Consider the following 26,682-nt stretch of genomic DNA (forward strand, 5'->3'; position numbering starts at 1 on the left):
GAAGAACGCGAAGAGAAAGAGAAAGGCGCCATGTCGGCGCCGGTACTTCGCGTTCGAGGATAGCGGCAATCGCGTCGACGCGCAGGCCGCCGATCCGCTGCGTTACGACGCCACGGCCGTGTCGCGCCCGAAGGCCAGCGCCGCGAGTTCCTCGTCCGAGGCGGGCAGCACCGGCGGCACCAGCGCGTCCTGCAGGAACAGCCGCAATGCGGTCCATCCCGAGCCGTCGGCCTTGCGCGCCTGGCGCCATGCGGCCGCCTCGAGCAGCAGCACCGATTGATAGGTGCGCGCCATGCCCCAGGCCAGGCGCCGGCCATCGCTCTCCTGCGCGCGCGGCATCAGCTCCGCGAGCGTGCGTCGCGCATGCACGATCGCATCGGGCGCGCGCGTGCCCTGGCCCGCGAGCGCCGAGAGCCGTTGGTCGATGTCGGCGAGAAAGGCCTCGCCCGCCTCGGGCGCGCGCAGCGCACGCAGCACGTCGTGCGCGAGCACCGAGGTCGTGCCCTCCCAGATGCAATGCACGTGCAGGTTGCGCAGCACGCGCGGGATGCCCGTGTCCTCCACATAGCCCGCGCCGCCGAAGCTCTCGACCAGCTCGCTCGCGGCCCAGATGCTCTGGCGCGCGCAGGCCAGCTTGGTCAGCGGCGCCAGCAGTCGCGCGAGCCCGGGCGCACCGGTGCCGCGCTCGTGGCGATTGAGCGCGAGCGCGGTCTCGAAGTTGAGCGCCAGCATCGCCTCGTACTCGGCCGTGATGCGCGCGATCCACTGCGCATGCAGCGGCTTCTCGGCGAGCATCTGGCCGAACACGCGGCGCCGGCTCGCGTAGTCGCGCGCCAGCATCAGCAGATGGCCCACGCCCGCCGGGCCGCCCCACGAGGCCCACAGTCGCGCGACGTTGAGCAGGTCGCCGATCTTCGCGACGCCGCGATCGATGCCGCCGACCGGCACCGCGACCGTGCCTTCGAGCTCGAGCTCCGCGGTCGGCAGGGCGCGCGTGCCGAGCTTGTCCTTCAGGCGCCGCACGGCGATGTGGTTCCAGCTGCCGTCGGGGCGGCGCAGCTCGACCAGGAACAGCGACAGGCCACGGCTGCCCGGTACCGCGTCCTCGGGCCGCGCGAGCGCGAGCGCCATCTGCGAGGTGGTGGCCGAGGTGAACCACTTGGTGCCGTGCAGCGACCAGGTGCCGTCGCCGCGCGGACGCGCGACGGTCGAGGTCTGGCCGACATCGGAGCCGCCCTCCTTCTCGGTCATCCACTGGCCCGAGGTCCAGCCGCCCTGCCGCGCGGTGAGCTTCGGCCGGTAGCGCGCGGCCAGCGCTTCGTCGTGCAGCGTGAGCAGGCGCGCGGCGCCATCGGTCATCACCAGCGGACACGAGGCCACCGCGCCCGCGCCGTCGTACAGGTTCACGAGGCCGGCCTGTACCACGCGCGTGAACTCGCCGTAGGGGTTCTCGTAGGGCAGCGCGACCAGGCCCTCCTCGAGGCCGATGTCGACCAGGCGATGCCAGGCCGGATCGACCTCGATGCGATCGACGCGCCGGCCCCAGGCATCGAAGGGCTCGTGGCGCGGCACGTTGTGCTCCGCCGTCGCGGCCAATGCGGGAATCTCCTGCATCGCGCGCTCGCCCATGCGCTGGAACAGCGGGGTCGCGTCGGCGAAGACCTCGGCGGGCAGCAGGCGTTCGAGCGTGTGGTGCAGGGCGCGGTCGCTCGCGAAGCGGTTCGACGGCTCGGGATGGGGCTGGATGAAGTCGGTCATGGTGTCTCCTTGGCCGAAGGCGGGACGGGTGCCTTCTTTGTGCGCGCGGTGTGGTCGAGCACCGCGGCCAGGCACAGCGCGACGATGTCTTCCACCACGCGCTGCGCCGCGCGCTTGGACAGCACGCCGAGCGCGAGCGGGCCGATCATGGCTTCGGCCAGTGCGCCGACGATCGCCGCGGCGCTGGTGTGCGCGTTCTGCGCGCGGAACTCGCGGCTGTCGATGCCGTCCTCGATCACGGTCACGAAGATCGCGCGATAGGGTTCGCGAAAGCGCAGCCGGTCCTCGTCGATCTGCGGCGCCACCGGTTCGGCCAGCAGGGCCCACGCGAGCTTGGGCCGCTTGAGCGCGCGGTGCGCGAAGGTGCGGATGATCGCGGCCAATCGCTCGCCGGCACCGCTTTCGGAGGCGGCCGCGGCGGCGCAGGCGTCGATCTCGCGCTGCGAGGCCTGGCGGAACACCTCGTCGAACAGGTCGGTCTTCGACGGGAAGTACTGGTAGAGCAAGCCGGTCGAGACCTCGGCCGTGGCCGCGACCATCGGCATGGTGGTGCCGCCGTAGCCATGGGTGGCCACGAGTTCGAGCGCGGCCAGCACGATGCGCTCGCGCGTGAGCGTCATGCGCTCCTCGACTTTGGATGTGCGTCGGTAGGTCACGCGAAGAATTGAATCACAGTTCATTTCTTATTGCAATTGCACTCCGGCTCCCTATACTTCGACGCCTCGGCCGCATCGCAACGATCGCGCCGCCGGCGGCCACGGCGTCCAGTTCAACCACCAAGGAAGCTTCTCCATGCGCAGGTTCGACGACTCCTCTTTCGGTCATGGCTGGTTCCAGGCTGCCTACAGCGAGGACCTTCGCAAGGGCGACGTGCAGCCCCTCACGGCCATGGGCCGCGAGTTCGTGCTGTGGCGCGACATGCAGGGCCAGGCCCATGCGATGGATGCGCACTGTCCGCACCTCGGCACCCACCTGGGCCACGGCGGCCGCGTCTGCGGCACCTCGCTGCGCTGTCCATTCCACGGCTGGCAGTTCGCGGGCGATGGCGCCTGCACCGACATTCCCTACAGTCCGAATCCGCGCCTCGAGATGCGGCACCTGAAGTCCTGGCCGCTGGTCGAGCGCAACGGGCTGGTGATGGTGTGGTGGCATCCGCGCGGCATCGCGCCCAGCTTCGAGGTGCCGGCGATGCCCGAGCATGGCGATGCGCAGTGGTCGCGCTACCGGCGCCAGCGCTGGGAGGTCGCGACGATCTGGCAGGAGGTGCAGGAGAACATCGTCGACACCACGCACTTCCACCACCTGCACGGCGTGGCCACGCTGGCGCGGCTCGACCGCTTCGAGCCCGCGGGGCCGGCGCTGCACGTGAACATCCTGCACGACTTCAACACTCCGCGCGGCCGGCTGCCGGGCTTCCTGCAGACCTCGCTGTACGGCCCCTACTTCGCGACGGTGCGCTTTCGCATCGCCGACCTGGCCGAAATCCTGTTCGTCGATTCGGTGGTACCGATCGAGACCGGCCGCGTCGCCGTGAGCTTCAGCCTGATGGCACGGCTGCAGGGCATCGCCTCGCCCGACATGAGCCTCGCGCTGATCGACGAGGCGATCCACCAGGTGAGCCAGGACGTGCCGATCTGGGAGCACAAGATGCGCTGGAAGCGTCCCAGCCTGGCCGAGGGCGACGGGCCCATCATGCGCTTCCGCCATTGGGCCGAGCAGTTCGAGACCGAGGACGAAGTGCCTGCCCCCGCGCCCCTGCGCCGCATCGAGATCGCCGCCCATGCATGAGCTCGCCGCCTCCGATGCCGTCTTCGTGCGCGAGGACGCGAACAGCTGGCGCGCCAGCGAACTCTCGCGCGGGCCCTGGGATCCGCGCGCGCAGCATGGCGGCGCGCCCTGCGGCCTGCTCGCGCACATCGCCGAGTCGGCGGTGGAGGGCGAAGGCTGGCAGCTCGCGCGGCTCACGGTCGAGCTGATCCGGCCGGTGCCGGTCGACAGCCTGTCGTCGAGCGTCGACGTCGAAGCGGGCCGCACCACCGCGCGCGTCGAGATAGCGCTGATGGCCCAAGGCAAGCCAGTGGCCAAGGCGCATGCATTGCTGGTGCGCACACAGGCCGTGGCGCCGCCCGAGGAGATGTTGCAAAGGCCGCTGGCCCCTGCCCTGTCGATGCCGGCACCGTCGGCCTGCACGGCACCCCTGCGCATCCCGGGCCTGCCCGACGTGCGCTCGTTCTATTACACGGCGACCGAAAGCCGCGTGGCGGCCGGCGATGCCGCGGCACCGGGACCGGCGGCCGCCTGGTTCCGGCTGCGCGTGCCGCTGGTCGCGGGCGCGGCCAATTCGCCCGCGATGCGCGCGGCCGCCGCGGCCGACTTCGGCAATGGCCTGAGCTGGGTGTTGCCGGCGGAGCGCTTCAACTTCGCCAACGCCGACCTCTCGCTGCAGCTTGCACGGCAACCCGTGGGCGAATGGGTCGGCCTCGACGCCGTGACCACCATCGCGCCCGACGGCAGTGGCTGCGCCTTCAGCCAGCTGCACGACGAGCGTGGGCGCTTCGGTTTCGCAACGCAGACGCTGCTGGTCTTCGCGCGCTGACGAAGCGCCCGCGTAGGCGCTGTCCGGCCACGCGATGCGCGGCGTGCCCGTTTCCGCTCGCGGCCATGCCGACGACGATGCATGCTTCATCGGAAAAGGACCGCCCATGTTCGACCACATCGGCTTCAGGGTGCGCGACCTGCGCGCCGCACGGCGCTTCTACGACGCCGTCGCTCCTGCGCTCGGCCTGCAGACCATCGACAACAGCCCGCATTCCTTCCTGCTCGTGCGCAGCATGGAGGAGACGGTGCCCTTCGTCTGGATCGGCACCGACCAGCCCGCGTTCTGGAACAGTGCGCATCAGGTGTCGGCAAGCCCGATCCATCTCGCCTTCTCCGCCGCGAGCACGCGGCAGGTCGACGAATTCCATCGCGCGGCATTGCAGGCCGGCGGCATCGACAACGGTTTTCCCGGCCCGCGCGGGCCGGCCGAAATGCACTACTACGGCGCCTACGTGCTCGACCCCGACGGCAACAACGTCGAGGCCGGCTGCCGCGGCGCGGGCTGATGCGACCGGCTCAGACCGCGACCGCGCCGGCGTACATGTAGCGCCGCGACCAGGGCAGTGTCTTCGCGGCGCGGCCGGCCTTGCGGCCCACGATCTGGTAGATCGCCACGTCGTCGTTCTCGAAGGCATAGGCGCAGCCCGCGAGGTACACGCGCCAGATGCGGAACTTCTCCTCGTCGACCATCGCGCGCACCTGCTCGGTGTGTGCCTCGTAGGCATCGCTCCACAGGCGCAGCGTGCGCGCGTAGTGGCGCCGCAGGTTCTCCACGTCGAAGGCCTCGAGGCCGCCCTGCTGCATCGATTGCAGGGTCAGGCCGATGTGCGGCAGTTCGCCGTTCGGGAACACGTAGCGGTCGATGAAATCGCCACCCCCGTAGGAGACGCCGCCGCCTTCGGGGTCCGACGAAGTGATGCCGTGGTTCATCACCACGCCGTCATCGGCCAGCAGCGCGCGCACGTGCCGGAAATACTCGGGCAGGTTCTTGCGGCCCACGTGCTCGAACATGCCGACGCTGGTGATGCGGTCGAACTGCCCGCTCACATCGCGGTAGTCCTGCAGCCGGATCTCGATGCGGTCGGCCAGCCCCGCGGCCTTCACGCGCTCGGTCGCCAGGTCGAACTGGTTCTGCGACAAGGTCACGCCCACGCAGCGCGCGCCGAACTTCCGTGCCGCGCGGATCACGAGCGCACCCCAGCCGCAGCCGATGTCGAGCAGCGTCTGGCCCGGCTGCAGCTGGATCTTGGTGAGGATGTGGTCGATCTTCTTGAGCTGCGCGGTCTCGAGGTCCTCGTCGCCGTTCTCGAAGTAGGCGCACGAATAGACCATGTTCGGGTCGAGCCAGAGCTGGTAGAAGGCGTTCGAGACGTCGTAGTGGTACTGGATCGACTTCCTGTCCGACGCCTTGGTGTGCGTGAAGTAGCGCGCCATGCTCTTGAGCGCGCTGGCACCGGCGCCGGTGCCGTTGTCGAGCGAACTCTTCGCGAGCCCGTAGGCGATGTCGATGATGTCCGTGAGCTTGCCCTCGATGTCGATCTTGCTCTGCACGTAGGCCTCGCCGAGGTTGGCCAGCGTGGGCTCGAGCATCAGCGACAGCGCCGAGGGCGATTTCACGTGCAGGGTGACGGCGGGGCCGCTGAAGTCGCCGAAGTCGTACGACTTGCCGTCCCACAAGGTCAGCCGCGCGGGCAGATTGGCGCGAGCGCGGACGGCCGCGCTCCACTGTTCGACCTTCTTTTCCCAAAGCATGCATTTCTCCGTGTTGGTGTTGCTTGCGATTCGGGAAAGCACGATAGCCAGATTCCGTGCGATGTGCAGGGACATGCCGGACTTCGACCCGGAGCCGTCACGGCTTAGCGCTCCAATCTGACGGAAAGCCGTGGTCCGATGTAAATGTGCGCGAAAACTACAGTATGCAGAATTCTGACAATCTGTAATACAAATGCACTATTACCAAAGAATAATTGAGGGAATCGTAACGAAGCTGCACACAGGCCTCAGAGCCTCGGCAAGGGAAAAAGCTCGGTGCAAAACAATCTTGAAGTCCAACGCCGATGGCTATTTCGTCTTCCAAGTGTTCCTGCGGGCTTGCCCATCTCGAACGCATTCCACGTCGCTCCTGGATGCGCTGGCTTCCATGGCTGCGCCACTACCAGTGCACCCTCTGCGGCGGCAGGCGCATGGCCACCGAGAACGCGGTGAACGCCGCGGTGGCCGCCCGCGCGAGCCGCGAGGCCACCGAGCGACGTTAATCGCCCGTCCTGACCATCGCCTGAATGGGCGGGCCCGGCGGGCACGCACCTGCCCTTCCGGCCCCGTGCCGGGTCTCGTTCGACGCCGGGCGTGCCGGCCGAAAACTCAGTCGTAGCGCACGGTCACGAGCGCGATGGCGGCCGCCTGCGCCGCCACCGACAACACCCCGCCTTCCTGCCCGATCGACCACTCGCGCCGTTGCGCCAGCGGCGTGGTCCGACCTTGCGCATCGACGAACGCGATGGCCAGCGGCTGCGCGCCGAGGGCATCGACGCGCACGCTGGCGCTGGGCGCATCGATCCGCTGGCGCAGGAAATGGATCTCCGTGGCGTCGCCCGTCACGCGGTAAACGAACGCGGTGGGCCTCGCGGCGACACGCGTCTCGTAGGGTGCTCCGACGATCGCGCCGGTGAAGTGGATGGTTCCGTCGGCGGCCTGGGTCGCCGGCGGCAGGAGGCACAGGGCAAGCATTGCCGGGCGTGCCAGGTTGCGAAGCGTCAAGGCGTGATGACTCACGTGAGGCTCCTTTCTCTCTGCTCAGATTGCTCCCTGATTTCTGAACAGAATGAAACCATTGATTACAAGCAAATGCAAGTAATTGTTTCCGTCATGACGAGGGGTTGCGCGGCGATACGGAAATCTGTAGTGGCTTGTCACCACGCTGTCGCACCGGCGTGCGTCGTGCCGCGCGTAGCGCCGGTCAGGAGCGCGGCGCCAGGTCCGCGGGCGCTTCGCTGGCCTCGATGAACAGCCGCTTGATCATCGGAAAGCGCGCCCGCACCTGCCGTTCGATGGCGGCGATGGCCTCGGCGGCTTCGCCGGTGTCGGTGTCGTCCTTGAAATTCACGTCGACGATCGCGAGCACCTGGTCGGGCCCGATGTACATCGACAGCACCCGGCCCACCTCCTCCACGCTGGGCTGCGCCATCGCCAGCTCGCGGATCGCGCGCGCCGTCTCGGGCCGCACGCCCTCACCGATCAGCAGGCCGCGCGACTGGGCGATCAGCAGCAGCGCCACGCCCGCGAGCAGCAGGCCGATCACCATCGAGGCCGCGCCGTCGAACACCGGCATGTCGAAGCGGTGGCCCAGGTAGATGCCCAGCGCCGCCACCGCGAGGCCGGCCAGCGCGGCCGAGTCCTCGGCCAGCACGGTGTAGGTGGTCGGGTCCTTGCTGCGGTCGAGCGCCTGCCAGAACGGCGTGCCGCCGGCCTGGGCGCGGAACTGCCGCAGCGCGATCAGGAAGCTCGTGCCCTCGAACACCGCCGCGGCCGCGAGCACCACGTAGTTCCAGGTCGGATCGCCCAGCGGCTCGGGATGCCGGATGTGCTCGATGCCTTCATAGAAGGACACGCCGCCGCCGAGCCCGAAGATCAGCACCGCGACGATCAGGCTCCAGAAATAGAGCTCCTTGCCGTGGCCGAACGGATGCTCCACGCTCGGCGGGCGCTTGCTCAGGCGCAGGCCGACCAGCAGCAGCACGCCATTGAAGGTGTCGACCGACGAATGGATGCCCTCGGACAGCATCGCCGAGCTGCCGGTGATGCCGGCCACGGCGAACTTGGTGATCGCGATGGCGATGTTGGCGCCGATGGCGCCGTAGATGGCGATGCGGGATTCGGCCATGGAGAGCGTGGCCGTTCGCTAGCCGGGCCTCAAGGCAGGCCGAGGTAGATGCGCAGGTCGTCCTTGTAGGTACCGGCCGAGGCGACGGCGGTGCGAAGCCGTTCTTCCGACACGCCGAACCATTCGGTCCAGTAGTCGACTTCCTTGAGGTCGGTCACGTCGATCCGGTCATCGTCTCGGGGGATGCGGATCTGAAGCTCTTCGGACATCGGACGTTTCTCCTGCGTTGAAGCCACGCAGTGTCGCGAGCGCCCGGCGCCACGAGGCCGGACGCGGACGACACTGCGTGCAGGACGGCATCCATGCGCGCCGCGCACGCAGGATGCTCAGGCCGCCTCGCGCGAGGCCGCGCCCAGCGCGTCGTTGCCCGCCTCGCCGAGCCAGCGGCGCTTGTCGCGCAGCGGCGGCGCGCCGAACATGCGGCCGTACTCGCGCGCGAACTGCGAGGGGCTCTCGTAGCCCACGTTGTGCGCGGCCGTCGCCACGTCGGCGCCGGTCAGCAGCATCAACCGCCGCGCCTCCTGCAGGCGCAACTGCTTCTGGTACTGCAGCGGGCTCATCGCGGTCACGGCCTTGAAGTGGTGATGGAACGAGGACACGCTCATGTGCACCGCGCGCGCCATGTCCTCCACCTTCAGCGACTGCGCGAAGTTCACGCGCAGCGCGCTGATCGCCTTGGCCACGCGCTGGGTGTGGCTGTCCTGCAGCGCGATCTGCCGCAGCCGCGCGCCCTCGCCGTTCACCAGCAGCCGGTACATGATCTCGCGCTTGATCAGCGGCGCCATGATCGGCACGTCCTCGGGCGTTTCGAGCAGGCGCAACAGGCGCAGCACCGGCTCGAGCACCGGCATCGCGATGCGGTTGACGTACATGCCGCGCGAGGCCGGCGCATTGGCCTTGGCCGGCAGCTGCTCGCTGCGGATCAGCTCGCCGATCTCGTCGACCGCGAGCTCCAGCCGCAGGCCCAGGTAGGGCTCCTGCTCGCTGGTCACGCGCACCTGCCCGCACACCGGCAGGTCGACCGAGGTGACCAGGTAGTGCATCGGGTCGTAGACGTAGATGTCGTCGCCCACCATGATCCGCTTGGAGCCCTGCGCGATCAGGCCCAGCGCCGGCGTCTGCATCGCGTGCTTGGGGCCGTCGGGCTTGCTGACGCAGTAGACGAACAGCCCGGGCACCGCGGTGTCGATCGAGCCGTCGCGGCCGCCGGTCACCAGGTTGATCAGGCGCACCAGCTCCTTGCGGGCTTCGTCGAGTTCGGGTTCGAGCGGCAGCGGCGTGCCGATGGCGGAAAGGATGTCGGGGGTTTCGTCGGACATGTGGCGAGTCGTTGTCACGGTGGAGAAACAAGCGGCTCGCAGCTTAAACCTCCCCTGGCGCGACCGCACGCCCGCGAGCACCGGTCTGGAGAATTAGGCAAGACCTTTGCAGGAACGCGCTGGCCCCGGGGCGGCGCGCGGCCGGATACTTTTCCGGGGCCCACCGGGCCTTTAACGCAAAGGAATTCTTTCGATGCAATACCGCAAATTCGGCCGCACCGGCCTCTTCGTCTCCGAACTCTGCCTCGGCACCATGACCTTCGGCGGGTCTTCGGGCATCTGGGGCCAGATCGGCGATCTCCAGCAATCCGAGGCCGAGGCGCTCGTCGGCCGCGCGCTCGACGCCGGCATCAATTTCATCGACACCGCCGACGTCTATTCCGAAGGCCAGTCGGAAGTCATCACCGGCCAGGCGCTCAAGAACCTCAAGGTGCCGCGCGACAAGGTGGTGGTGGCGACCAAGGTGCTCGGCGAAACCGGCAGCAAGGGCGTGAACTCGGCCGGCGCCTCGCGCTACCACATCATGGACGGCGTGAAGGCCAGCCTGCGGCGGCTGCAGCTCGACCACATCGACCTCTACCAGATCCACGGCTTCGACCCCGCCACGCGCATCGAGGAAACCGTGGAAGCGCTCGACACCCTGGTGCGCCAGGGCCACGTGCGCTACGTGGGCGTGTCGAACTGGGCCGCCTGGCAGATCGTCAAGGCGCTCGGCATCGCCGAACGCAAGGGCCTCGCGCGCTTCGAATCGCTGCAGGCCTACTACACGATCGCGGGCCGCGACCTCGAGCGCGAACTGGTGCCGATGATGCGCGGCGAGGAGGTCGGCCTGATGGTCTGGAGCCCGCTGGCCGGCGGCTTCCTCAGCGGCAAGTACAGCCGCGACGGCGACGCCGAGCAAGGCAGCCGACGCGTGGCCTTCGACTTCCCGCCGCTGAACAAGGAACGCGCCTTCGACTGCATCGACGTCATGCGCGAACTGGCCGAGGCGCGCAAGGTCTCGGTGGCGCAGATCGCGCTGTCCTGGCTGCTGCACCAGCCGGTGGTGACCAGCGTGATCATCGGCGCCAAGCGCGTCGACCAGCTCGACGACAACCTCGCCGCCACCGCCATCAAGCTGAATGCCGACGAACTCGCGCGGCTCGACAAGGTCAGCGCGCTGCCGGCCGAGTACCCGGGCTGGATGCTCGAACGCCAGGGCGGCGTGCGGCGCCAGCGCGTGGCGGACTCGCTGGCGCGCGGTTGAGACGCGCGGTGCGCGCCGCTCAGCCGGAGCGGCTGCGCACCAGCGCGCCGATGTATTCGCGCAGCGGGACGCGCCCGCGCTCGGGATTCTCGACCTCGTACTTCCGCTCGAGCGTGATGCGCGTCATCGCCGCGTACGAGGCAGCGCCCGCGTCCGAGAAGCCCATCGCCCTGAACGCGTGCTCCCACTGGCTGCGCGGGGTCTGGACCGCGCGCACCGGCTTGTCGAGGGCCAGCGCGAAGGCCTCGGCCACGTCCGCGCTGGTATAGGGCTCGGGCCCTTCCACGTGGTGCGGGCCCGAATCCTTCGCCGGCCCTTCCATCAGCCGTGCCGCGAACTGCCCCAGGTCGCGCGGCGCCACCATCGGCAGCGCGAAATCGACCGGATACATGGTGTGGACCACGCCCTGCTCCTGCGCCGTGCGCAGCGACAGGTCCCAGTTGCTCATGTAGTAGGCCGCGCGGATCACGGCGGTGGGAATGGGCTGGGCCGCGAGCGCCTGCTCCATCTCGTGGAGCACGCCGAGGTCGCCGATGCGCTCGCCCGGCTGCGCGCCGTAGGCCGACTCGGCCACGATCTTCTCGAGGTTGGCGCCCTGCACCGCGCGCAGGATGCTGCGCAGGCTGCGCCGTTCCTCGGCCGCGGTGTCGGTCGAGGGCGCCGCGGGCGGGTTCAGCAGGAACAGGCGCTTGCCGCCGGCCAGCACGCGCTGGAAGGCCGGGACGTCGAACACGTCGACCACCGCGACCTTGGCGCCCGTCTTGCGCAGCGCCTCGGTCTTCGAGGCATGGCGCGTGACGACGGTGACGGGCTGGCCCTTGGCCAGCAGCGCTTCGGCCAGGGCCGAGCCCACATGGCCGGTGGCTCCGAGGATGATGTGCATGGTCGTCTCCATGATCTCCGTGACGGCGGCCGGACTCAGCCGCGCTGCTCGTTGCGCTTGCGCGTGGCCGCGGCCTTGCGCGCCGAGGCCGACCGCGCGGCCGCGGGCCGGGCCGCCGCCGCGGCACCGCCCTTGTGGCCGCCCTTGCGCGAAGGCGCGTGGTTCTCCGGCCGGCCGCGGCCCGAGCCGCTCTTCTTGCCGCCGCCGGTCTCGGCGTTCACCGTGGCCCAGGCACGGCGCTCGGCCTCGCCCCGGCCCACGCCGCGCTTCTCGTAGCCTTCCTCGATGTGCTCGGCCTTGCGTTTCTGCTTGTCCGTGTAGGACGACTTGTCGCCTCTTGGCATGGTCATCGCTCCTGTGTGCATGAAAGATGCAAACCATGCTGCGCGCGGCGATCGCACCCAGGGTAAGAAAAGCCTAGCGCCCGGCGTCAGCGCTGTCCGTCGTCGGTGGCGCGGCCTCGCGGCGCTCCAGCCTGCTCAACCCGCTTCGATGGCCGCCACCGGCACGGCCAGCGCGGCCGCCATCGCCAGCAGCGTGTCGCCGAAGCCACCGCGCGCGCGGGCATCGGTGCGCGCGCTGGTCGTGACGCGCGGGCGCGCGCTCCATGCGATGCGCGCGCCCGCGGCCTCGAGCGCCGCGACCAGCGCCACGTCCTCGCCGCAGGCCAGTGGCGCGAAGCCGCCCACGCGCAGGTAGGCCGCGGCCGAAACGCCGAGGTTCGCGCCATGCACGTGGCGATGCCCGTCGCGCGCCATGTAGTCGCGCGCGAAGCGTTCGCGCAGCCGCGCGGCGCCGCCTCCGTGCACCTTCCAGTCGTGCACGCCCACCGTGCCGCAGACCGCGTCGGCACCCGCCCGCGCCTCGGCGAGTTGCATCGCGAGCCAGCCGGGCGCGACGCGGGTGTCGGCATCGGTGAAGGCCAGCCAGCGCGCGCCGGCCTCGAGGCAATGGGCCGCGCCGGCCGCGCGCGCGATGCCCACGTTGCGCGCATCCAGCGCGAGTTGCCGCGCGCCATGGCGCGCCACCACGTCCGCGGTGCCGTCGACGCAGCTGTCGAGCACCACCACGAGGCGGACCTCCTCGCCCGCCAGCGCCGGATGCGCCGCGGCCCGGCGCGCCGCGCGCAACGCGGCGCCGATGCGCTCGCCCTCGTCGTGGGCCGGGATCACGAGGCCGATCACCGGATGCCCTCGCACTGGGCGACCGAGCGCGCATCGCGCGTCCAGACCTGCAACAGGAAATCGTCCTCCTCGTGCAGCGCCAGCCGTGCCAGGCCCAGCGCGGCCAGGATGCCCTGCACCTCGGCGGTCGGCAGGCTGCGCTGCGCGAAACCGGGGCGCCAGTCGCAGGCCACCAGCGTGCCGTCGGCGGCCAGCGTGCGCTCGCAGCAGGCGGCGACACGCTGCATCGCCTGGCGGTCGAGGAAGTAGCCGATCTCGCTGAGCACGATCAGGTCGAAGCGGCCGCCCTCCGGCGCGAGCGGCCAGTCGTCGGGCAAGGCCTGCCGCCGCACGTCGACGTGAGGCAGCCCGGCCGTGCGCTGCCGCGCGATCGCCACCGCCCGGGCCGAGAAATCGCTCGCGAGCAGACGGTCGCAACGCGCGGCCAAGGCGAGCGTGAGCTCGCCGACGCCGCAGCCGGGCTCGAACGCATGGCGGTAGCGCGCCCGCGGCAAGGCCGCGAGCAGCAGCGAGCGCTTGCGCGCCTCGTACCAGCGCGTGCGCACCGCATAGGGATCCTCGCTGGCCGCATAGAGCGACTCGAAGTAGCCGTGCTGCGCCGCGGAGCTCACAGGAACACCACCTCGTAGGGCCGCTGCGCGCGCGCCAGCGTGGTGGCGCGCAGCACCGGCGGCGCGCCGGTCGAGGGGTCGCGCCGCAGCTGGCTGGTGAAGGCACGCACCGCCTCGCGCTTGCGCCGCAGCGCCTCCGGGTCGAGCAGCAGCCGCCGGGCGTGCCGCCAGGGCATGCGCGCATCCGCGGGCCGTGCCCAATGCCAGCCCCAGACCGGCACCTCGACCAGCCGCGCGCCCGCGCTCGCGGCCGCCAGCGCGCAGGCCTGGCCGGTCGCCTCGTGGTCGGGATGGCCGTCGCGGCGCCAGGTCGTGAAGACCATGTCGCGCGGGCGCAGCAGCGACACCAGTTGCGCCGCCAGCGTGGCTCGCAGCGCGCGCAACCCGCCATCGGGCAGCCCGAGCCGCGCCGGCTCGATCGCCAGGCCCAGCCGCTCGAGCGCGCGCAGGCTCTCGCGCGGGCGGGTGCGGGCCAGCCGCTCGGGCGGCCAGACGGCCGAGCCATGGTGGCTCGCGGTGCCGTCGGTCACGGCGATCACCGCCACCTCGCGGCCCTGGTCCGCGAGCTGCGCCAGCAGGCCGCCGACCGCGAGCACCTCGTCGTCGGGGTGCGGCGCCACCACCACCGCGCGGGCGCCCTCGGGCACCAGTTGCCCGCTGTCGATGGCGGGCAGCCGGGCCAGCCCGGGCCAGTCGTTCCATTCGTCCTCGGTGGTGCCGTCGCCGCGGATCGCGCGCTGGGCGGCATCGTCGGGCACTTCGTCCATCACAGCACCCATGTGGCGCTCCTTTCGTCGACTGCGATCTGTCCCAGCGCGGCGAGGTCGCGCTCGGCATGGCTTTGGCGCAGGTACACCGGCAGGTCGGCCATCGCGCGCGCGAAACGCGCGTCGCGGCACAGCGGCGCGGCGCCGAGCGCGCGGCCCGCGTGGCGCAGCACCGTCTCGGCCGCCTGCTCGGCCACCAACCGCGCGTTCAGCGCCACGCGTCGCGCGTCGTCGGCCGGATGGGTGTCGATCCAGTGCGCGGCCTCGCGCAGCACCGCGGCGGCACCGGCCAGCGCGGCATCGATGGCGCCGAGGTGCGCGAGCCGGTGCGCATCGGGCTTGCCGCCCCGCGCCGCGAATGCGAGCACCTGGCGCGCGATGCCGAGCGCGCCACCCCACCAGCAGGCCGCGATGCCGGCACCGCCCTGCCAGAAGCCCGGGCGGCTCGTGTAGTCGCCGGGCCTGCCGACCGGCACCGCGAGCGCGTGCTCGAAATGCACGTCCACGCTCGCGCTCGCCGCCATGCCGACGGCCTCCCAGCCTTCGTCCGACACGCGCACGCCCGGCTGCCGCAGCGACACGGCCGCGAGGCAGGCTCGATCCGCCTCGTCGTGCACGCTGACGATGGCATGCGTGAGGCCGGCCGCGCCCGAGCACCAGGCCTTGCGTCCGTCGAGGCGCACGGCGCCCGGGCAGCCCTCCTCGGGCCGCATGGCGACGCGTGCATCGGGCGGCTCGGCGCACCAGGTGCCCCAGCGCGAGCCGGACGGCAGCGCGGGACCGTGCAGCTCCGCGAGGATCGCGAGCGCATCGGTATGGCCTTCGTAGAGCTTGGCCAGCGAGAGATCGTGCGCCGCGACCTCGGCGAGCGCGCGCCAGCGCATCAGCGTGCGGCCCTGGGCCGGCCAGGGCACGCGGTCGGCGCCGGCTTCGACCAGACGGCTCAGCGCAGCGGCGGGATCGGCGGGCAGCCGGAGCCGCTCGAGGGTGTCGCTGCTGAGGTCTTCCGTCATGGATCTTCGTGCGGGCGTGTTCCGGTGGATGGGCCCAGAACTTAGATGGCGGGCGCGCCCCTTCCCGTCGGCAGGAAGGCTCCGGGCCTGTAGGAGCGGCGGCCCGCGCCACCGACGCCAGGCCGAGGCCTGGTCCGACAGGCGCGCCACCGGTGCACGCGGAGAACGGAGCGCACAGCCACTGGAGAAAGCCATGCCCAACACCCACACCACCCCGTCGAACGATGTCGACAGCCGCGACCTGCTGCGCGACGGCAACCACGGACCGCAGCACAACAAGGCCGGCCACCAGGCCCCGACCTCGCGCAACGAACCGCGCCGCACCACCGAAAGCCGCAACGACCGCGAAGGCCACGTGGGCGGCAGCAACCAGATCCAGTCGCGCCGCGGCGCGACGCGCTGAGCTCAGTTTCCGAGCACCCGCTCGAGATCCGCCTTCAGGCTGGTGGCGCGCTCGGGCGCCTTCGCCAGGCCCGTGTCGACCAGCGTCCGGGCGATCGAATGCTCGCCCAGGTGCAGCGCGATCCGCGCGAGGTGCAGCGCCGTGCGCGCATGGATCCGCGCGGGGTCGGTCTCGCGCAGCATCCGCGCGAAGCCTTGCGGATAGTCGCCGTGCCTCGCGAAGAACGCGCGCCCGGGTTCGGCCCATTCGCTCACGATGAATTCGACCGTTTCCTCGGCCTCCTCCATCGAGCGACCATAGGCCCAGCCATGGGCCTCGCCGGCGGGCGGGTCGAGGCGATCGCGGAACACGCAATGCGACTCCTCGATCTCCGCCGGCGCGACCTGGCCGCCGCCCTCGGTCGGCAGGAAGTCGAGGTGCGCGCCGAGGTTGAGGTAGCACTGCTTGCCACCGCTCGCGCCCTGCACGTTGAAAACGTGGATCACCGGGCCCTCGATGCGCCGCAAGGTCTGGCCCGAACCCTCGAAGCCTTCGGCCATGAGCACGGGATGGAGCTTGCGGGTCAGCAGCTTGAGGAAGGCGGCGCGGGTGGTCATCGGCTTCGTGGGGCGGGTGGATGGAAGCTGCATTCTGACCGCGCTCTCGCGCTCGCTATGCTCGGACGCGCAGCAGGAGACAACGCATGACGGTGGTGGCACGGGATCGGCGGATGGCGGCTTTGCGCGAACTCGGCGTGTCCGAGCCGATGCAGCGGCTCGCGGCGGGCGAATGCCTGCACGAGGCCTTCAGGGGCTGCTGCCTCGGGCCGCCCTTCTACGTCGATGGCGGCGCCGCGGTGCCCGAGGGTCCGCCGCTGGTGCCGCTGTGGGAGCGCGACAGCAGGGTCGCGGCCGTCTGGCACCAGCACGATGGCCTGGCGTTCATCGAGTTCAGCATCGAGGACCCCGGCGCCTTCGAGGTGCTGGCCCGGAGCGAGCAAGGCTTCTGGGCCAGCCGCTTCGACTTCCTCTACGAATGCGACCTGGCCATCGAGACATTGCGAGCGGCGGCCGAATGCGTGGGCTTCCGCTTCCTCGAGCGCCACCTCGCGTCGCGCGAGGCAGCCGAGGACGGCCTGACGAGCTTCGCGGCGCATCGCGCCTGGCTGCGGGGGCTGGTGGCGCAGATCGATGGCGAAGCGGCGGGCTCCGGCCTCGGCGCCTGAGCGGCGCGAATGCGATCCCGCTGGCTTTTGTCAGCGCCCGAACACCAGCAGCAGGTTGTTCGCGGGCATCGCGTGCCGCGCGTGCAGGCGCAGCCCCGCTTCGCGCGCCTGCGCTTCGACCTGCGTCAACGAGCGGATGCCCCAGGCCGGATCGCGCTCGCGCAGGCTCTGGTCGAAGGCAAGGTTGCTCGGCGCGGGCGCCACGCCCTCCTCGAAATACGGCCCGTAGGTGAGCAGCACGCCACCCGGGCGCAGATGCCGCGCCGCCCCCTGCATCAGCGCGGCACAGGTGGGCCACGGCGAGATGTGCAGCATGTTCGCGCAGTAGATCGCATCGAAATCCTGTGCGAAGGCCGTGCCCTGCGAAGGCCAGGAGGCGTCGAGCACATCGAGCAGCACGGGCTTCCCGAGGCCGGGCAGGCCGGACTGTTCGACGCGGCGTGCGAGCGCGGGAAGCGCGCGCGCATCGGCATCGCTGGTCTGCCAGCGCCAGCCGGGCAAGGCGGTCGCGAACCACTCGGCATGCTGTCCGGTGCCCGAGGCGATCTCGAGCGCGGCGCCCTCCCGGCCGAGGATGCCGAGCAGCCGCTCGAGGATCGGTTGCTTGTTGCGTTCGGCGGCGGGACTGAAGGACAGGTCGGACATGCGGTGCTCGGTGGCGAAGGTCGGGAGCCGGAGGCTATCAGCCCTCGACCGGCACGTGGAAGTCGATCACCGCGCCGGGCCGCGTGGGTTCGAACTTGCCGTCGTAGAGCTCGAAGTCCGGGCTGTCGGCCAGCTTGAGTCCCGAGGCCGGGATCAGTTGACCCCAGATGGTCGCCATCGCGTTCTTCACCTGCGGGTGCAGCGCCGATCCGTCGAGCGTGATGCGGAACACCGCATAGGTCGCGGCCGGTATGCGCTTCTCGCTGAAACCCGCGGGCAGCGCACTGCCGGGCACGATGCCCACGCCCGCCATGTAGTCGAAGCTGCCCTCCTCCCGGTCGACGCCCCAGACCGCGCCGTAGGTGGCCCAGCTCGGCACCTGGCCCTCGAACGGCAAGGCGCCGATCAGCGCGGACCACAGCTGCGGAATCTCGGAACGGCTCTCCTGGTCGAAACGCCGGGCCGGGCCGGCGATGCTGAAGGCCTCGAGCCGGACGAGGTCTGGCAAGCGGGTCACGGCGGTGGAGGTGCTGGCGGGCAGGTTCATGGGATATTGGCCTTCGATGGGTGTGAGGGCGAAGCCGGCGCGAAAGCGCCCGGGCGAGACGCCGAAGATGCGCTTGAACGCGCGGGTGAATGCTTCCTGCGACTCGAAACCGCAATCGAGCGCGAGCTCGACGAGCTGGAGCTCCGGCTCGTCGCAGAGCCGGCGCGCGCCACGCACCAGCCGGCGGCCACGCACATAGGCCATCACGCTGCGGCCCATGCGCGCGGTGAAGAGCCGCGAGAAGTGATACGGCGACAGTCCCGCCTGCTGCGCGATGCGATCGAGCGTGAGCGCGTCGTCGAGCCGCGCCTCGATCCAGGGGATGAGCTCGGCGATCGGGTCGGGGGTGGGTCGGTCCATGCCGCGATCATCGGCCACGCGGGCGCGGCGCGTCCTGACCGAACTTGCTGTCGGGCCCTTCGCGTTCCCTAGATCAGCCGCTGGATCGGCCTGCGCTTCCACACACCGTGGAAGTACAGCGCCTGCAGCCCCAGCGCCACCAGGTAGGTCAGCGGATAGGCGACCCAGACGCCGCGCAGGCCGAGCGCCTGCTGCAGCACCCAGGCCAGCGGAAACAGCAGCACGGCCAGGCAGCCCAGCGAGATCGCCGTGGGCACGCGCACCGTGCCGGCCGCGCGCATCACGCCCGTGAAGACGCTGGCCATGCCGAAGGCCACGCTGCCCCAGACCGTGATGCGCAGCACCGAGGCCGCGAGCTCGACCACGGCGGGATCGTTGCTGAACAGGCTCACCGCAAGCGGCGCCGCCAGCGCGACCAGCACGGCGAGCCCGGCCGTGAGCGCGAGGTTCATCCACAGGCCCACGCGCTTCACGTGGTCGATCTCGTCCAGGCGCCCGGCGCCGATGGCCTGCGCGGCGAACACCGAAGCCGCGATGGCGATCGACATCGCCGGGAACTGCACATAGGCCATCACCTGGCCCACCGTGCCCCAGGCGGCCGTCGCGCCGGGGCCATGGTGGTTCACCAGCGACAGCAGCATCGCGTCGGCCAGCGAACTCGTGATGAAGAAGAGCCCGGTGGGCACGCCGAGCCGCGCCACGGTCGCGAGCACGGGCGCGTTCCAGCGCAGGTGCGCGCGCAGCTTCGCGGGCGCGAGCAGGCTGTCGCTGCGGCGCAGGTGCCAGGCCAGCCACAGCACGGCCAGCGCGTTGCCCGTCATGCTGGCCCACGCTGCGCTCTGGGTGCCGAGCCGCGGCAGCCCGAGCCAGCCGAGGATGAAGGCCGGCGTGAGCAGCACCCAGACCGAGGACGCCACCGCGAGCGCCTTGAGCGGTGTCACCGTGTCGCCCAGGCCGCGCAGCAGCGCCGCCAGCATCAGGTGCAAGAACAGCACGGGCATCGCGGCGAACAGCACGCGCGCATAGCCCACGGCATCGGCGAGCACGTCGCCCGGCGTGCCCAGCGCCCGCAGCACCGGGCCGATCCCGGCCGCGCCGATGCCCGCGATGACGCACGACAGCAGCAAGGTGCCCAGCAGCACCGCGCCCGCGACGCGCCGCACCTTGTCGGTGTCGCGCGCGCCCCAGGCCTGGCCCACGAGCACCGAGGCCCCCGTGCCCAGCCCGATCGCGAAGGCCATGCAGCACATGAAGAGCGGAAAGAAGCTGACCGCCGCGGCCAGCGAACGCGTGCCGAGCAGCTTGCCCAGGTAGATGGTGATGGCCGTGCCGCCGAGCGCCTGCAGCACGTTGGTCAGGACCAGCGGGCCGAGGAAGACCAGGAAGCGTTGCCAGAGGGGGCGGGTGGAAGTGGACTCCATGGGGGGCGGATCGTAGCGCGCGCCCTGCCCCGGCCTCCGGCGTGCCTCAGCGGTCGTCGTCGCGCCACGCCGGGCCGGGCGCGCCCACCCTTCGCCGCGAGCGCGTGCGCAAGGTGATCGAGTAGCGCAGCGCCGGCGTCGGCGCGATCGCGTGCTGCCACTCCCAGCGCGCGGCACCGCGCAGCAGGTAGATCGAGCGCGGCTCGACCAGCAGTTGCACCGTGGGATCGTTGGCCGCGTAGTGGCCGTCGCGCCGGTAGGGTCGCAGCTGCATCACGGCGTCGCCGCGCAGCGAGATGCCGACGATGTGCTCGAAGTCGGGCACGTCGCGGTGCCAGCCCAGCGGCGTGCCGGGCTGGTACTCGGCGATCAGCGCATGGGTGAGTTCGGCCTCGTCGATGCCGGCCCAGGCCGCGGCGCGGCTGCGCATCGGGTGCAGCGATTCGGGCAGCGGCGCGCCCGGCAGCAGCCGGTTGGCATCGAAGTCGTAGCGGCCGCCGAAGCCGATGCCGCGGCGGCGCGCGGTGTAGGCCTTGTAGCGCATCTCGCGCAGCGTGAAGCCGCCGACGATGGCCAGCAGCTCGGCCTCCTCGGCGGCGCTCAGGAAGTCGGCCTCGTAGCGCAGCCCGTCGATGGCCGCGACCGGCGCGGCGCCGAACAGGTCGGGCTGCGCCTCGTGCTCGACGCGTCTAGCGGCGCGCATCGCCGCCTCCTTGCTGCCCGCCCTGTCCGTTCAGTCGCACCTCCCACCAGCGCGGCAGCAGTTCGCGGATCTCGGCGCGCGAGAAGCGGTCGTCGAGCAGGTGCAGCACGCCCTCGTCCTCTTCGGTGCGGATCACGCGGCCCGCGGCCTGCACCACCTTCTGCAGGCCCGGATAGAGGTAGGTGTACTCGTAGCCCTTGCCGAAGCGCGCGTCCATGCGCTCGCGCGTGATCTCGTTGAGCGCGTTGTACTGCGGCAGCCCGAGGCTCGCGACGAAGGCACCCACGAGGCGCGTGCCCGGCAGGTCGATGCCCTCGCCGAAGGCGCCGCCGAGCACCGCGAAGCCGATGCCGCGGCCGCCGACCGCGAAGCGCTCGACGAAGGCCTGGCGCTCGGCCTCGGGCATGCCGCGGGTCTGGCTCCACACCGGCACCTCGGGATGCCGCGCGACGAAGGCCGCGCGGGCCTGCTCGAGGTAGTCGAAGCTGCTGAAGAAGGCCAGGTAGTTGCCGGGCCGGCGCGCGTACTGGCTGCCGATGATGCCGGCCACGCTGCGCAGCGAGCGCGCGCGGTCGCGCCAGCGCGTGGACACATCCATCGCCACCTCGACATGGAGCTGGCGGCCGCTGAACGGCGAGGCGACGTCGAGCACGGCCACGTCCTCGGGCAGGCCCAGCGCATCGCGGTAGAACGGGAACGGCGAGAGCGTGCCCGAGAAGCAGACGGCCGAAGCGGCATCGGCGAAGCGGCCTTCGAGAAAGGGCGCGGGCACGAGGTTGCGGATGGCCAGCCCGCGCGAGCCGTTCGGCCCCAGGGTGCGCTCGAACACCGAGTGGTCGCCGAAGCTCTCGGCCAGCCGCGCGAAATGCAGCGCGTCGAAGAAGAAGCGCTGCAGCGGGCCCTGCGCCGCGTCGGGCGTGGCCGCGAAGTGCTCGGCCATCGCGGTGTTGGCGGCCTGCAGGCTGCGCGCGAAGCGCTCGGGGATCTCGTCGGCGGTCTCGTAGTCGACCGCGTTGGCCTGCTGCGCCTCCTGCAGCGCGCCCCATTCGCGATGCAGCCGCGCGAGCGGGCCGCGCACGGCGGCGGGCGCGGCGCGGTGGGCCTCCTCGAGCGCGCCGTCGTCGAGCGGCGCGGTGTACATGCCGCGCGCGCGCTCGAGCAGGTTGTGGGCCTCGTCCACCAGCAGCGCGGCGCGCCATTCGCGCTCCTTCATGGTGGCCCACAAGAAGGCGCTGCCATCGAAGTAGTAGTTGTAGTCGCCGACCACCACGTCGCTCCAGTGCGCCATTTCCTGCCCGAGAAAATAAGGGCAGACCTCGTGCGCGAGCGCGATGCGGCGCAGCGCCGGGCGGTCGAGCCAGGCGGCGCGCGCGGCCTCGGCGCGCGCCGCCGGCAGCCGGTCGTAGAAGCCCTTGGCCAGCGGGCAGGCGTCACCATGGCAGGCCCGGCCCGGGTGCTCGCAGACCTTTTCGCGCGCGGTGAGTTCGAGCACGCGCAGCGGATCCGCCGGTGCCTTGCCATCCGTGGCGGCCTGGCGCTCGAGCAGCCGCAGCGCCTCGAGCGCGATCGCGCGGCCCGAGGTCTTGGCCGTGAGGAAGAACACCTTGTCGACGCGGCCCGCCGCGCGCGCCTTGAGCAGCGGGAACAGCGTGGCCAGCGTCTTGCCGATGCCGGTGGGTGCCTGCGCCATCAGGCAGTGGCCCTTCGAGCCGGCGCGGTAGACCGCCTCGGCCAGTTCGCGCTGGCCGGTGCGGAAGGCGCCATGCGGAAAGGCCAGCGCGCCCAGCAGCTCCGCGAGCGCCGCGTGATGCCGGCCCTCGCGCTCGGCCCAGACGATGTAGCGGCCGCAGAGGTCCTCGAAATGGGCCTGCAGTTCCTCGCGCGTGTGCAGTTCCTCGAGCACGGTTTCCTCGCCGCTCGCGAGGTCGAGGTAGACCAGCGCCACGGTGATCGCCGCATGGCCGTTCGCCTCGCAGAGCATCCAGCCGTAGCAGCGCGCCTGCGCCCAGTGCAGCGCGCGGTGGTTGCCGCGGATGGCGTCGAAGTCGCCGCGGAAGGTCTTGATCTCCTCGACGCGGGCGCTGCCCGACTGCAGCTCGTAGCCGTCGGCGCGGCCGCGCACCAGCAGGGCGCCGCATTCGGACTGCAGCGCGACCTCGCTCTGGTAGTTCTCGCCGCGCCGCCCCTGCACCAGCGCGTGGCCCGCCATGCCCTCCTGCGCGCTGGGCGCGGGCACGAAGCGCAGGTCGAGGTCGCCGGCCTTCGCGCCGAAAGCGCACAGCGCCTTGACGGAGACGGGCGCGACGGTGGCGTGGAAGGCTTCGCGAGACATCGGAGTGAGAGGGGCGACGGGACGCAGCGGCCGCCAGTATATGGATATTCATCCAGTGTGCTGGTGGAATTTACAGTATCCCTGCCGGCGCGCAGGCTAGAGTACGCAGCTTCGGGAGGCCCGCGGCCTGCCCTTCTCCCCCTCTTCCCTTGCGCCTTGCCACCGTTCCGGGGCCGGGCGGGCGGCCGCGCGCCGTCCGTCTCCTCCGGTCGAAGACAATGTCAATTGTTCGTTCACAACTACGTTCGAAATGAAAACTGCCGCAGCGATCGACACCGCCGACTTCGAGCGCCTTTTGAGCCGCAATATCAAGCTGCCGCTGCTCGGGGGCCTGTTCGGTGCCGTCGTCTTCGTCGCCCTGATCCTGTACCTGCTGTCGACCATCGCCTGGGTCGAGCACACCGACCAGGTGGTGCGCAACGCCAGCGAGCTGCAGCGCCGCTCGATCGACATGGAAACCGGCATGCGCGGCTTCCTGATCAGCGGGCAGGACCGCTTCCTCGAGCCCTACGACGCCGCGCTGGCGCGCGTGAAGACCGACACCGCGGCGCTGCGCCAGCTGGTGGGCGACAACCCGCAGCAGATCGAGCGGGTCGACCGCATCGGCTCGCTGCAGGGCGCCTGGAACGAGTTCGCGGCCGAGATGATCGCGGCGCGCCGCAGCGGCGGCGACTTCGAGGCCGCCGTCAAGCTGGGGCGCGGCAAGCGCCTGACCGACGACATCCGCAACGAGTTCGACAACTTCATCAACACCGAGCAGTCGCTGCGCTTCCAGCGCAATGCCGAGGTCAAGCGCACCAGCTGGATGGTGGTGGGCCTGTTCCTGCTGTTCACGCTCACCCTGAGCGGCCTGGTGGCCTTCTTCGGCCGCCGGCAGCTGGTGCGCCTGTCGGAGAGCTACGACGCGGTGCTGCAGGAGCAGGAGGCGCACACCGAGCGCCTGACCGAGCAGGCCTGGCTGCGCACCGCCCAGACCGAGCTGGTCGGCGAGCTGGTGGGCGAACTCAGTGCCGCCGACATGGGCCGCAAGATCCTGGCCTTCTTCTCGCGCCACCTGGGCAGCACCGTGGGCGCGCTCTACGTGCGCGAGCGCCACGGCCCGCTGCGCCGCGCGGCCAGCTACGGCTTCTCGATCGAGGCCGAGAACGCGCAGCAGGTGTTCTCGCCGAGCGAGAGCCTGGTGGGCCAGGCCGCCGCCGAGAAGCGGCTGATGCTGATCGACCCGGTCGAGGCCGACTACCTCAAGGTCAATTCGGGCCTGGGCGAGATGCGCCCGCGCGCCGTGGTGCTGCTGCCGGTGGCCAACGACGGCGTGTCCAACGGCGTGGTCGAGCTCGGCCTGCCCGGCACGCCCGACCAGCGCGCGCGCGACCTGTTCGAGGTGGTGGCCGAGGACATCGGCACCTCGCTGGCCGCCGCGCGCTACCGCGAGCAGTTGCAGGAGGTGCTGGCCGAGACTCAGCAGCTCAACGAGGAGCTGCAGGTGCAGCAGGAGGAGCTGCGCACCGCCAACGAGGAGCTCGAGGAGCAGTCGCGCGCGCTGCGCGCCTCGCAGGCCATGCTCGAGAACCAGCAGGCCGAGCTCGAGCAGACCAACAGCCAGCTCTCCGAGCGCACCGAGGCGCTCGACCAGCGCAACACCGCGCTGCGCCGCGCCCAGCGCGACCTCGAGGAGCGCGCCGACGAACTGCAGCGCGCGAGCCGCTACAAGTCGGAGTTCCTCGCCAACATGTCGCACGAGCTGCGCACGCCGCTCAACAGCGCGCTGATCCTGGCCAAGCTGCTGGGCGACAACCCGCAGGGCAACCTGAGCACCGAGCAGGTGAAGTTCGCCGAATCGATCTACGCCTCGGGCAACGACCTGCTGGTGCTGATCAACGACATCCTCGACATCGCCAAGGTCGAGGCCGGCAAGCTCGACCTGGTGACCGAGGACACGCGCCTGGACCGCCTGGCGCAGGCGCTGGAGAGCACCTTCCGGCCGCTGGCCGACGAGAAGCGGCTGAACTTCCGCCTCGAACTGCACCCGGCCGCGCCGGCCTCGCTGGTCACCGACCGCCAGCGCGTGGAGCAGATCCTCAAGAACCTGTTGTCGAACGCGCTCAAGTTCACCGAGCAGGGCGAGGTCTCGCTGGTGATCTCGGGCACGGCCGACGGCGGCGCCTCCTTCGCCGTCTCCGACTCGGGCATCGGCATCGCGCCGCACCAGCAGGAAGTGATCTTCGAGGCTTTCCGCCAGGCCGACGGCACGACCAGCCGCCGCTACGGCGGCACCGGCCTGGGCCTGTCGATCTCGCGCGACCTCACGCGGCTGCTGGGCGGCACGCTCAGCGTGCAGAGCGAGCCGGGCCAGGGCAGCACCTTCACCCTGCACCTGCCGGCCCAGGCGCCGCAGGCCGCGCAGCAGGAACCGGGCAGTATCCCGTCGCAGCCGCCCGTGGGCGGCGCGCCGGCGCGCCTGCAGCCGCGCGCGCCGGTGCCGGTCGCGCCCCCTGCCCCGGCCGCGCCGGCGCCGGTGGTGCCCGCGCCGCAGTTCGCCGACGACCGCGCGCTGCCGCGCGACCAGCAGGTGCGGCGCGTGCTGGTGATCGAGGACGAACCGCAGTTCGCCCACATCCTCTACGACCTCGCGCACGAGCTCGGCTACCGCTGCCTGGTCGCGCACGGCGCGGCCGACGGCTTCGCGCTGGCCAGCGAGTTCGTGCCCGACGCGATCCTGCTCGACATGCGGCTGCCCGACAGCACCGGCCTGGACGTGCTGCAGCGCCTGAAGGATTCGCCGCTCACGCGCCACATCCCGATCCACGTGGTCTCGGCCGCCGACAACGCCGAGGCCGCGCTGCACATGGGCGCGGTCGGCTATGCGCGCAAGCCCGCCACGCGCGAGGACCTCACGCGCGTGTTCGCGCGGCTGGAGGAGAAGCTCACGCAGAAGGTCAAGACCGTGCTGCTGGTGGAAGACGACGACCTGCAGCGCCAGAGCGTGATCCAGCTGATCGGCGACGACGACATCGAGATCGTCGACGTGGCCTCGGGCGAGGAGGCGCTGGAGCTGCTGCGCACGCGCATCTTCGACTGCATGATCACCGACCTGAAGCTGCCCGACATGCAGGGCAGCGAGCTGCTCAAGCAGATGGCCTCGGAGGACATCGTCTCGTTCCCGCCGGTGATCGTCTACACCGGGCGCAACCTCACGCGCGAGGAGGAGGCCGAGTTGCACCGCTACTCGCGCTCGATCATCATCAAGGGCGCGCGCTCGCCCGAGCGGCTGCTCGACGAGGTCACCCTGTTCCTGCACAAGGTCGAGGCCGAACTCTCGAGCGAGCGCCAGGGCATGCTCAAGGCCGCGCGCGGGCGCGACCGGATCTTCGAGGGCCGCACGGTGCTGCTGGTGGACGACGACGTGCGCAACATCTTCGCGCTCACGAGCGCGCTCGAGCAGCGCGGCGCGAAGGTCGAGATCGGCCGCAACGGCCGCGAGGCCCTCGAGCAGCTCGACCGCGTGAAGGAGATCGACCTCGTGCTGATGGACGTCATGATGCCGGAGATGGACGGCCTGGAGGCCACGCGTCACCTGCGCGCCGATCCGCGCTTCGCCAAGCTGCCGGTGATCGCCATCACCGCCAAGGCCATGAAGGACGACCGCGAGCAGTGCCTGGCCGCGGGCGCCAGCGACTACCTCGCCAAGCCGGTGGACCTGGACCGCCTGTTCTCGCTGCTGCGCGTGTGGATGCCGAAGATGGAGCGGCTGTGACCGACGCGCCGCCGCCTTCCCTGCCCGAGCGGCCGGCGACCGGCCGCCCCGCCC

Annotated in this window: 27 protein-coding genes; 8 read left to right on the forward strand and 19 right to left on the reverse strand. The window is 71.0% G+C overall.

Annotation, left to right across the window (positions count from 1 at the left end; translation table 11 throughout):
• Positions 1-102: 102 nt before the first annotated feature.
• Together KV106_RS01110 and KV106_RS01115 are read right to left on the reverse strand one after the other, a co-directional pair.
• The gene (locus KV106_RS01110) at positions 103-1,758 is read right to left on the reverse strand and encodes an acyl-CoA dehydrogenase family protein (protein ID WP_261205742.1); all 1,656 of its coding nucleotides are present in this window, start codon (positions 1,756-1,758) and stop codon (positions 103-105) included.
• The gene (locus KV106_RS01115; protein WP_261205743.1) at positions 1,755-2,378 is read right to left on the reverse strand and encodes a TetR/AcrR family transcriptional regulator; all 624 of its coding nucleotides are present in this window, start codon (positions 2,376-2,378) and stop codon (positions 1,755-1,757) included. Before KV106_RS01115 ends, KV106_RS01110 begins: the two co-directional genes overlap by 4 nt.
• A 172-nt stretch (positions 2,379-2,550) precedes the next feature.
• On the opposite strand from KV106_RS01115, the gene KV106_RS01120 reads away from it, so the two are divergent.
• The 3 genes from KV106_RS01120 (at position 2,551) to KV106_RS01130 (ending at position 4,862) form a co-directional block, all read left to right on the forward strand.
• On the forward strand, positions 2,551-3,546 hold the full coding sequence (locus tag KV106_RS01120) for a Rieske (2Fe-2S) protein (protein WP_261205744.1): 996 nt from the start codon (positions 2,551-2,553) through the stop codon (positions 3,544-3,546).
• A complete protein-coding gene (locus KV106_RS01125; protein ID WP_261205745.1) occupies positions 3,539-4,354 on the forward strand; it encodes a thioesterase family protein in 816 nt (271 codons plus the stop codon). Before KV106_RS01120 ends, KV106_RS01125 begins: the two co-directional genes overlap by 8 nt.
• A 106-nt stretch (positions 4,355-4,460) precedes the next feature.
• Positions 4,461-4,862 (forward strand): VOC family protein, encoded by a 402-nt coding sequence (locus KV106_RS01130; RefSeq protein ID WP_057590236.1) that lies wholly within the window; start codon positions 4,461-4,463, stop codon positions 4,860-4,862.
• A gap of 10 nt (positions 4,863-4,872) precedes the next feature.
• Here KV106_RS01130 and KV106_RS01135 read toward each other — a convergent pair whose 3' ends face one another.
• Positions 4,873-6,108, reverse strand: coding sequence for an SAM-dependent methyltransferase (locus KV106_RS01135; protein WP_261205746.1), 1,236 nt, complete (start codon positions 6,106-6,108; stop codon positions 4,873-4,875).
• A gap of 374 nt (positions 6,109-6,482) precedes the next feature.
• On the opposite strand from KV106_RS01135, the gene KV106_RS01140 reads away from it, so the two are divergent.
• Positions 6,483-6,611 (forward strand): hypothetical protein, encoded by a 129-nt coding sequence (locus KV106_RS01140; RefSeq protein ID WP_261205747.1) that lies wholly within the window; start codon positions 6,483-6,485, stop codon positions 6,609-6,611.
• 106 nt (positions 6,612-6,717) lie between these two features.
• Here KV106_RS01140 and KV106_RS01145 read toward each other — a convergent pair whose 3' ends face one another.
• From KV106_RS01145 to KV106_RS01160, 4 genes are all read right to left on the reverse strand, one after another.
• Positions 6,718-7,113 (reverse strand): hypothetical protein, encoded by a 396-nt coding sequence (locus KV106_RS01145; RefSeq protein WP_261205748.1) that lies wholly within the window; start codon positions 7,111-7,113, stop codon positions 6,718-6,720.
• A 199-nt stretch (positions 7,114-7,312) separates the two neighbouring features.
• Positions 7,313-8,236, reverse strand: coding sequence for a cation diffusion facilitator family transporter (locus KV106_RS01150; protein ID WP_057590233.1), 924 nt, complete (start codon positions 8,234-8,236; stop codon positions 7,313-7,315).
• Positions 8,237-8,265: 29 nt separating this feature from the next.
• On the reverse strand, positions 8,266-8,445 hold the full coding sequence (locus KV106_RS01155; protein WP_057590232.1) for a DUF3606 domain-containing protein: 180 nt from the start codon (positions 8,443-8,445) through the stop codon (positions 8,266-8,268).
• A gap of 117 nt (positions 8,446-8,562) precedes the next feature.
• Entirely contained in the window at positions 8,563-9,555 is a 993-nt protein-coding gene (locus tag KV106_RS01160; RefSeq protein WP_057590231.1) for an AraC family transcriptional regulator, read from the reverse strand.
• Positions 9,556-9,748: 193 nt separating this feature from the next.
• Between KV106_RS01160 and KV106_RS01165 the strand changes: the two genes are divergently transcribed.
• Positions 9,749-10,801, forward strand: coding sequence for an aldo/keto reductase (locus tag KV106_RS01165; protein WP_261205749.1), 1,053 nt, complete (start codon positions 9,749-9,751; stop codon positions 10,799-10,801).
• 19 nt (positions 10,802-10,820) lie between these two features.
• On the opposite strand, the gene KV106_RS01170 is transcribed toward KV106_RS01165, so the two are convergent.
• From KV106_RS01170 to KV106_RS01195, 6 genes are all read right to left on the reverse strand, one after another.
• Complete coding sequence (locus KV106_RS01170) at positions 10,821-11,684, reverse strand: NmrA family NAD(P)-binding protein (RefSeq protein WP_261205750.1); 864 nt, start codon at positions 11,682-11,684, stop codon at positions 10,821-10,823.
• Positions 11,685-11,719: 35 nt separating this feature from the next.
• Positions 11,720-12,028 (reverse strand): hypothetical protein, encoded by a 309-nt coding sequence (locus KV106_RS01175; RefSeq protein ID WP_057590294.1) that lies wholly within the window; start codon positions 12,026-12,028, stop codon positions 11,720-11,722.
• A 135-nt stretch (positions 12,029-12,163) separates the two neighbouring features.
• The gene (locus KV106_RS01180) at positions 12,164-12,868 is read right to left on the reverse strand and encodes a glycosyltransferase family 2 protein (protein ID WP_057590228.1); all 705 of its coding nucleotides are present in this window, start codon (positions 12,866-12,868) and stop codon (positions 12,164-12,166) included.
• A complete protein-coding gene (locus tag KV106_RS01185) occupies positions 12,865-13,479 on the reverse strand; it encodes a class I SAM-dependent DNA methyltransferase (RefSeq protein ID WP_261205752.1) in 615 nt (204 codons plus the stop codon). Before KV106_RS01185 ends, KV106_RS01180 begins: the two co-directional genes overlap by 4 nt.
• The gene (locus KV106_RS01190) at positions 13,476-14,258 is read right to left on the reverse strand and encodes a PIG-L deacetylase family protein (protein WP_057590226.1); all 783 of its coding nucleotides are present in this window, start codon (positions 14,256-14,258) and stop codon (positions 13,476-13,478) included. Before KV106_RS01190 ends, KV106_RS01185 begins: the two co-directional genes overlap by 4 nt.
• On the reverse strand, positions 14,246-15,259 hold the full coding sequence (locus tag KV106_RS01195; protein ID WP_261205753.1) for an acyl-CoA dehydrogenase family protein: 1,014 nt from the start codon (positions 15,257-15,259) through the stop codon (positions 14,246-14,248). Before KV106_RS01195 ends, KV106_RS01190 begins: the two co-directional genes overlap by 13 nt.
• A gap of 193 nt (positions 15,260-15,452) precedes the next feature.
• Here KV106_RS01195 and KV106_RS01200 point away from each other — a divergent pair, with 193 nt between their 5' ends.
• Positions 15,453-15,662: a hypothetical protein gene (locus tag KV106_RS01200; RefSeq protein ID WP_057590224.1), complete on the forward strand. Its 210-nt coding sequence runs from the start codon at positions 15,453-15,455 to the stop codon at positions 15,660-15,662.
• A gap of 2 nt (positions 15,663-15,664) precedes the next feature.
• On the opposite strand, the gene KV106_RS01205 is transcribed toward KV106_RS01200, so the two are convergent.
• A complete protein-coding gene (locus tag KV106_RS01205) occupies positions 15,665-16,258 on the reverse strand; it encodes a DUF4304 domain-containing protein (protein WP_261205754.1) in 594 nt (197 codons plus the stop codon).
• Between the two features lie 86 nt (positions 16,259-16,344).
• Here KV106_RS01205 and KV106_RS01210 point away from each other — a divergent pair, with 86 nt between their 5' ends.
• Entirely contained in the window at positions 16,345-16,866 is a 522-nt protein-coding gene (locus tag KV106_RS01210; RefSeq protein ID WP_261205755.1) for a hypothetical protein, read from the forward strand.
• A 30-nt stretch (positions 16,867-16,896) separates the two neighbouring features.
• On the opposite strand, the gene KV106_RS01215 is transcribed toward KV106_RS01210, so the two are convergent.
• The 5 genes from KV106_RS01215 to KV106_RS01235 all read right to left on the reverse strand — a co-directional run bounded on the left by KV106_RS01215 (position 16,897) and on the right by KV106_RS01235 (position 22,874).
• Positions 16,897-17,511, reverse strand: a complete 615-nt coding sequence (locus KV106_RS01215) for a class I SAM-dependent methyltransferase (protein ID WP_261205756.1) — start codon at positions 17,509-17,511, stop codon at positions 16,897-16,899.
• A 37-nt stretch (positions 17,512-17,548) separates the two neighbouring features.
• On the reverse strand, positions 17,549-18,418 hold the full coding sequence (locus KV106_RS01220) for an AraC family transcriptional regulator (protein WP_057590220.1): 870 nt from the start codon (positions 18,416-18,418) through the stop codon (positions 17,549-17,551).
• A gap of 68 nt (positions 18,419-18,486) precedes the next feature.
• The gene (locus tag KV106_RS01225; RefSeq protein ID WP_261205757.1) at positions 18,487-19,839 is read right to left on the reverse strand and encodes an MATE family efflux transporter; all 1,353 of its coding nucleotides are present in this window, start codon (positions 19,837-19,839) and stop codon (positions 18,487-18,489) included.
• Positions 19,840-19,885: 46 nt separating this feature from the next.
• Positions 19,886-20,542, reverse strand: coding sequence for an alpha-ketoglutarate-dependent dioxygenase AlkB (locus tag KV106_RS01230; RefSeq protein ID WP_261205759.1), 657 nt, complete (start codon positions 20,540-20,542; stop codon positions 19,886-19,888).
• Positions 20,529-22,874: an ATP-dependent DNA helicase gene (locus KV106_RS01235; RefSeq protein WP_261205760.1), complete on the reverse strand. Its 2,346-nt coding sequence runs from the start codon at positions 22,872-22,874 to the stop codon at positions 20,529-20,531. The genes KV106_RS01230 and KV106_RS01235 overlap by 14 nt, the downstream gene beginning before the upstream one ends.
• Positions 22,875-23,124: 250 nt before the next feature.
• On the opposite strand from KV106_RS01235, the gene KV106_RS01240 reads away from it, so the two are divergent.
• Positions 23,125-26,628, forward strand: coding sequence for a response regulator (locus KV106_RS01240; RefSeq protein ID WP_261205761.1), 3,504 nt, complete (start codon positions 23,125-23,127; stop codon positions 26,626-26,628).
• The last annotated feature ends 54 nt before the right edge of the window (positions 26,629-26,682 follow it).

This window comes from Variovorax endophyticus, assembly GCF_025376855.1.
Lineage (GTDB): Bacteria > Pseudomonadota > Gammaproteobacteria > Burkholderiales > Burkholderiaceae_C > Variovorax.

Excerpts from the sequence above, each read along its gene's own strand:
- KV106_RS01190 (WP_057590226.1), bottom strand. The coding sequence starts at position 14,258 with ATGGGTGCTGTGATGGACGAAGTGCCCGACGATGCCGCCCAGCGCGCG.
- KV106_RS01140 (WP_261205747.1), top strand. The coding sequence starts at position 6,483 with ATGCGCTGGCTTCCATGGCTGCGCCACTACCAGTGCACCCTCTGCGGC.
- KV106_RS01155 (WP_057590232.1), bottom strand. The coding sequence starts at position 8,445 with ATGTCCGAAGAGCTTCAGATCCGCATCCCCCGAGACGATGACCGGATC.
- KV106_RS01160 (WP_057590231.1), bottom strand. The coding sequence starts at position 9,555 with ATGTCCGACGAAACCCCCGACATCCTTTCCGCCATCGGCACGCCGCTG.
- KV106_RS01240 (WP_261205761.1), top strand. The coding sequence starts at position 23,125 with ATGAAAACTGCCGCAGCGATCGACACCGCCGACTTCGAGCGCCTTTTG.
- KV106_RS01125 (WP_261205745.1), top strand. The coding sequence starts at position 3,539 with ATGCATGAGCTCGCCGCCTCCGATGCCGTCTTCGTGCGCGAGGACGCG.
- KV106_RS01150 (WP_057590233.1), bottom strand. The coding sequence starts at position 8,236 with ATGGCCGAATCCCGCATCGCCATCTACGGCGCCATCGGCGCCAACATC.
- KV106_RS01120 (WP_261205744.1), top strand. The coding sequence starts at position 2,551 with ATGCGCAGGTTCGACGACTCCTCTTTCGGTCATGGCTGGTTCCAGGCT.
- KV106_RS01235 (WP_261205760.1), bottom strand. The coding sequence starts at position 22,874 with ATGTCTCGCGAAGCCTTCCACGCCACCGTCGCGCCCGTCTCCGTCAAG.
- KV106_RS01220 (WP_057590220.1), bottom strand. The coding sequence starts at position 18,418 with ATGGACCGACCCACCCCCGACCCGATCGCCGAGCTCATCCCCTGGATC.
- KV106_RS01225 (WP_261205757.1), bottom strand. The coding sequence starts at position 19,839 with ATGGAGTCCACTTCCACCCGCCCCCTCTGGCAACGCTTCCTGGTCTTC.
- KV106_RS01210 (WP_261205755.1), top strand. The coding sequence starts at position 16,345 with ATGACGGTGGTGGCACGGGATCGGCGGATGGCGGCTTTGCGCGAACTC.
- KV106_RS01110 (WP_261205742.1), bottom strand. The coding sequence starts at position 1,758 with ATGACCGACTTCATCCAGCCCCATCCCGAGCCGTCGAACCGCTTCGCG.
- KV106_RS01170 (WP_261205750.1), bottom strand. The coding sequence starts at position 11,684 with ATGCACATCATCCTCGGAGCCACCGGCCATGTGGGCTCGGCCCTGGCC.
- KV106_RS01175 (WP_057590294.1), bottom strand. The coding sequence starts at position 12,028 with ATGCCAAGAGGCGACAAGTCGTCCTACACGGACAAGCAGAAACGCAAG.
- KV106_RS01195 (WP_261205753.1), bottom strand. The coding sequence starts at position 15,259 with ATGACGGAAGACCTCAGCAGCGACACCCTCGAGCGGCTCCGGCTGCCC.
- KV106_RS01130 (WP_057590236.1), top strand. The coding sequence starts at position 4,461 with ATGTTCGACCACATCGGCTTCAGGGTGCGCGACCTGCGCGCCGCACGG.
- KV106_RS01115 (WP_261205743.1), bottom strand. The coding sequence starts at position 2,378 with ATGACGCTCACGCGCGAGCGCATCGTGCTGGCCGCGCTCGAACTCGTG.
- KV106_RS01165 (WP_261205749.1), top strand. The coding sequence starts at position 9,749 with ATGCAATACCGCAAATTCGGCCGCACCGGCCTCTTCGTCTCCGAACTC.
- KV106_RS01200 (WP_057590224.1), top strand. The coding sequence starts at position 15,453 with ATGCCCAACACCCACACCACCCCGTCGAACGATGTCGACAGCCGCGAC.
- KV106_RS01205 (WP_261205754.1), bottom strand. The coding sequence starts at position 16,258 with ATGACCACCCGCGCCGCCTTCCTCAAGCTGCTGACCCGCAAGCTCCAT.
- KV106_RS01215 (WP_261205756.1), bottom strand. The coding sequence starts at position 17,511 with ATGTCCGACCTGTCCTTCAGTCCCGCCGCCGAACGCAACAAGCAACCG.
- KV106_RS01135 (WP_261205746.1), bottom strand. The coding sequence starts at position 6,108 with ATGCTTTGGGAAAAGAAGGTCGAACAGTGGAGCGCGGCCGTCCGCGCT.
- KV106_RS01230 (WP_261205759.1), bottom strand. The coding sequence starts at position 20,542 with ATGCGCGCCGCTAGACGCGTCGAGCACGAGGCGCAGCCCGACCTGTTC.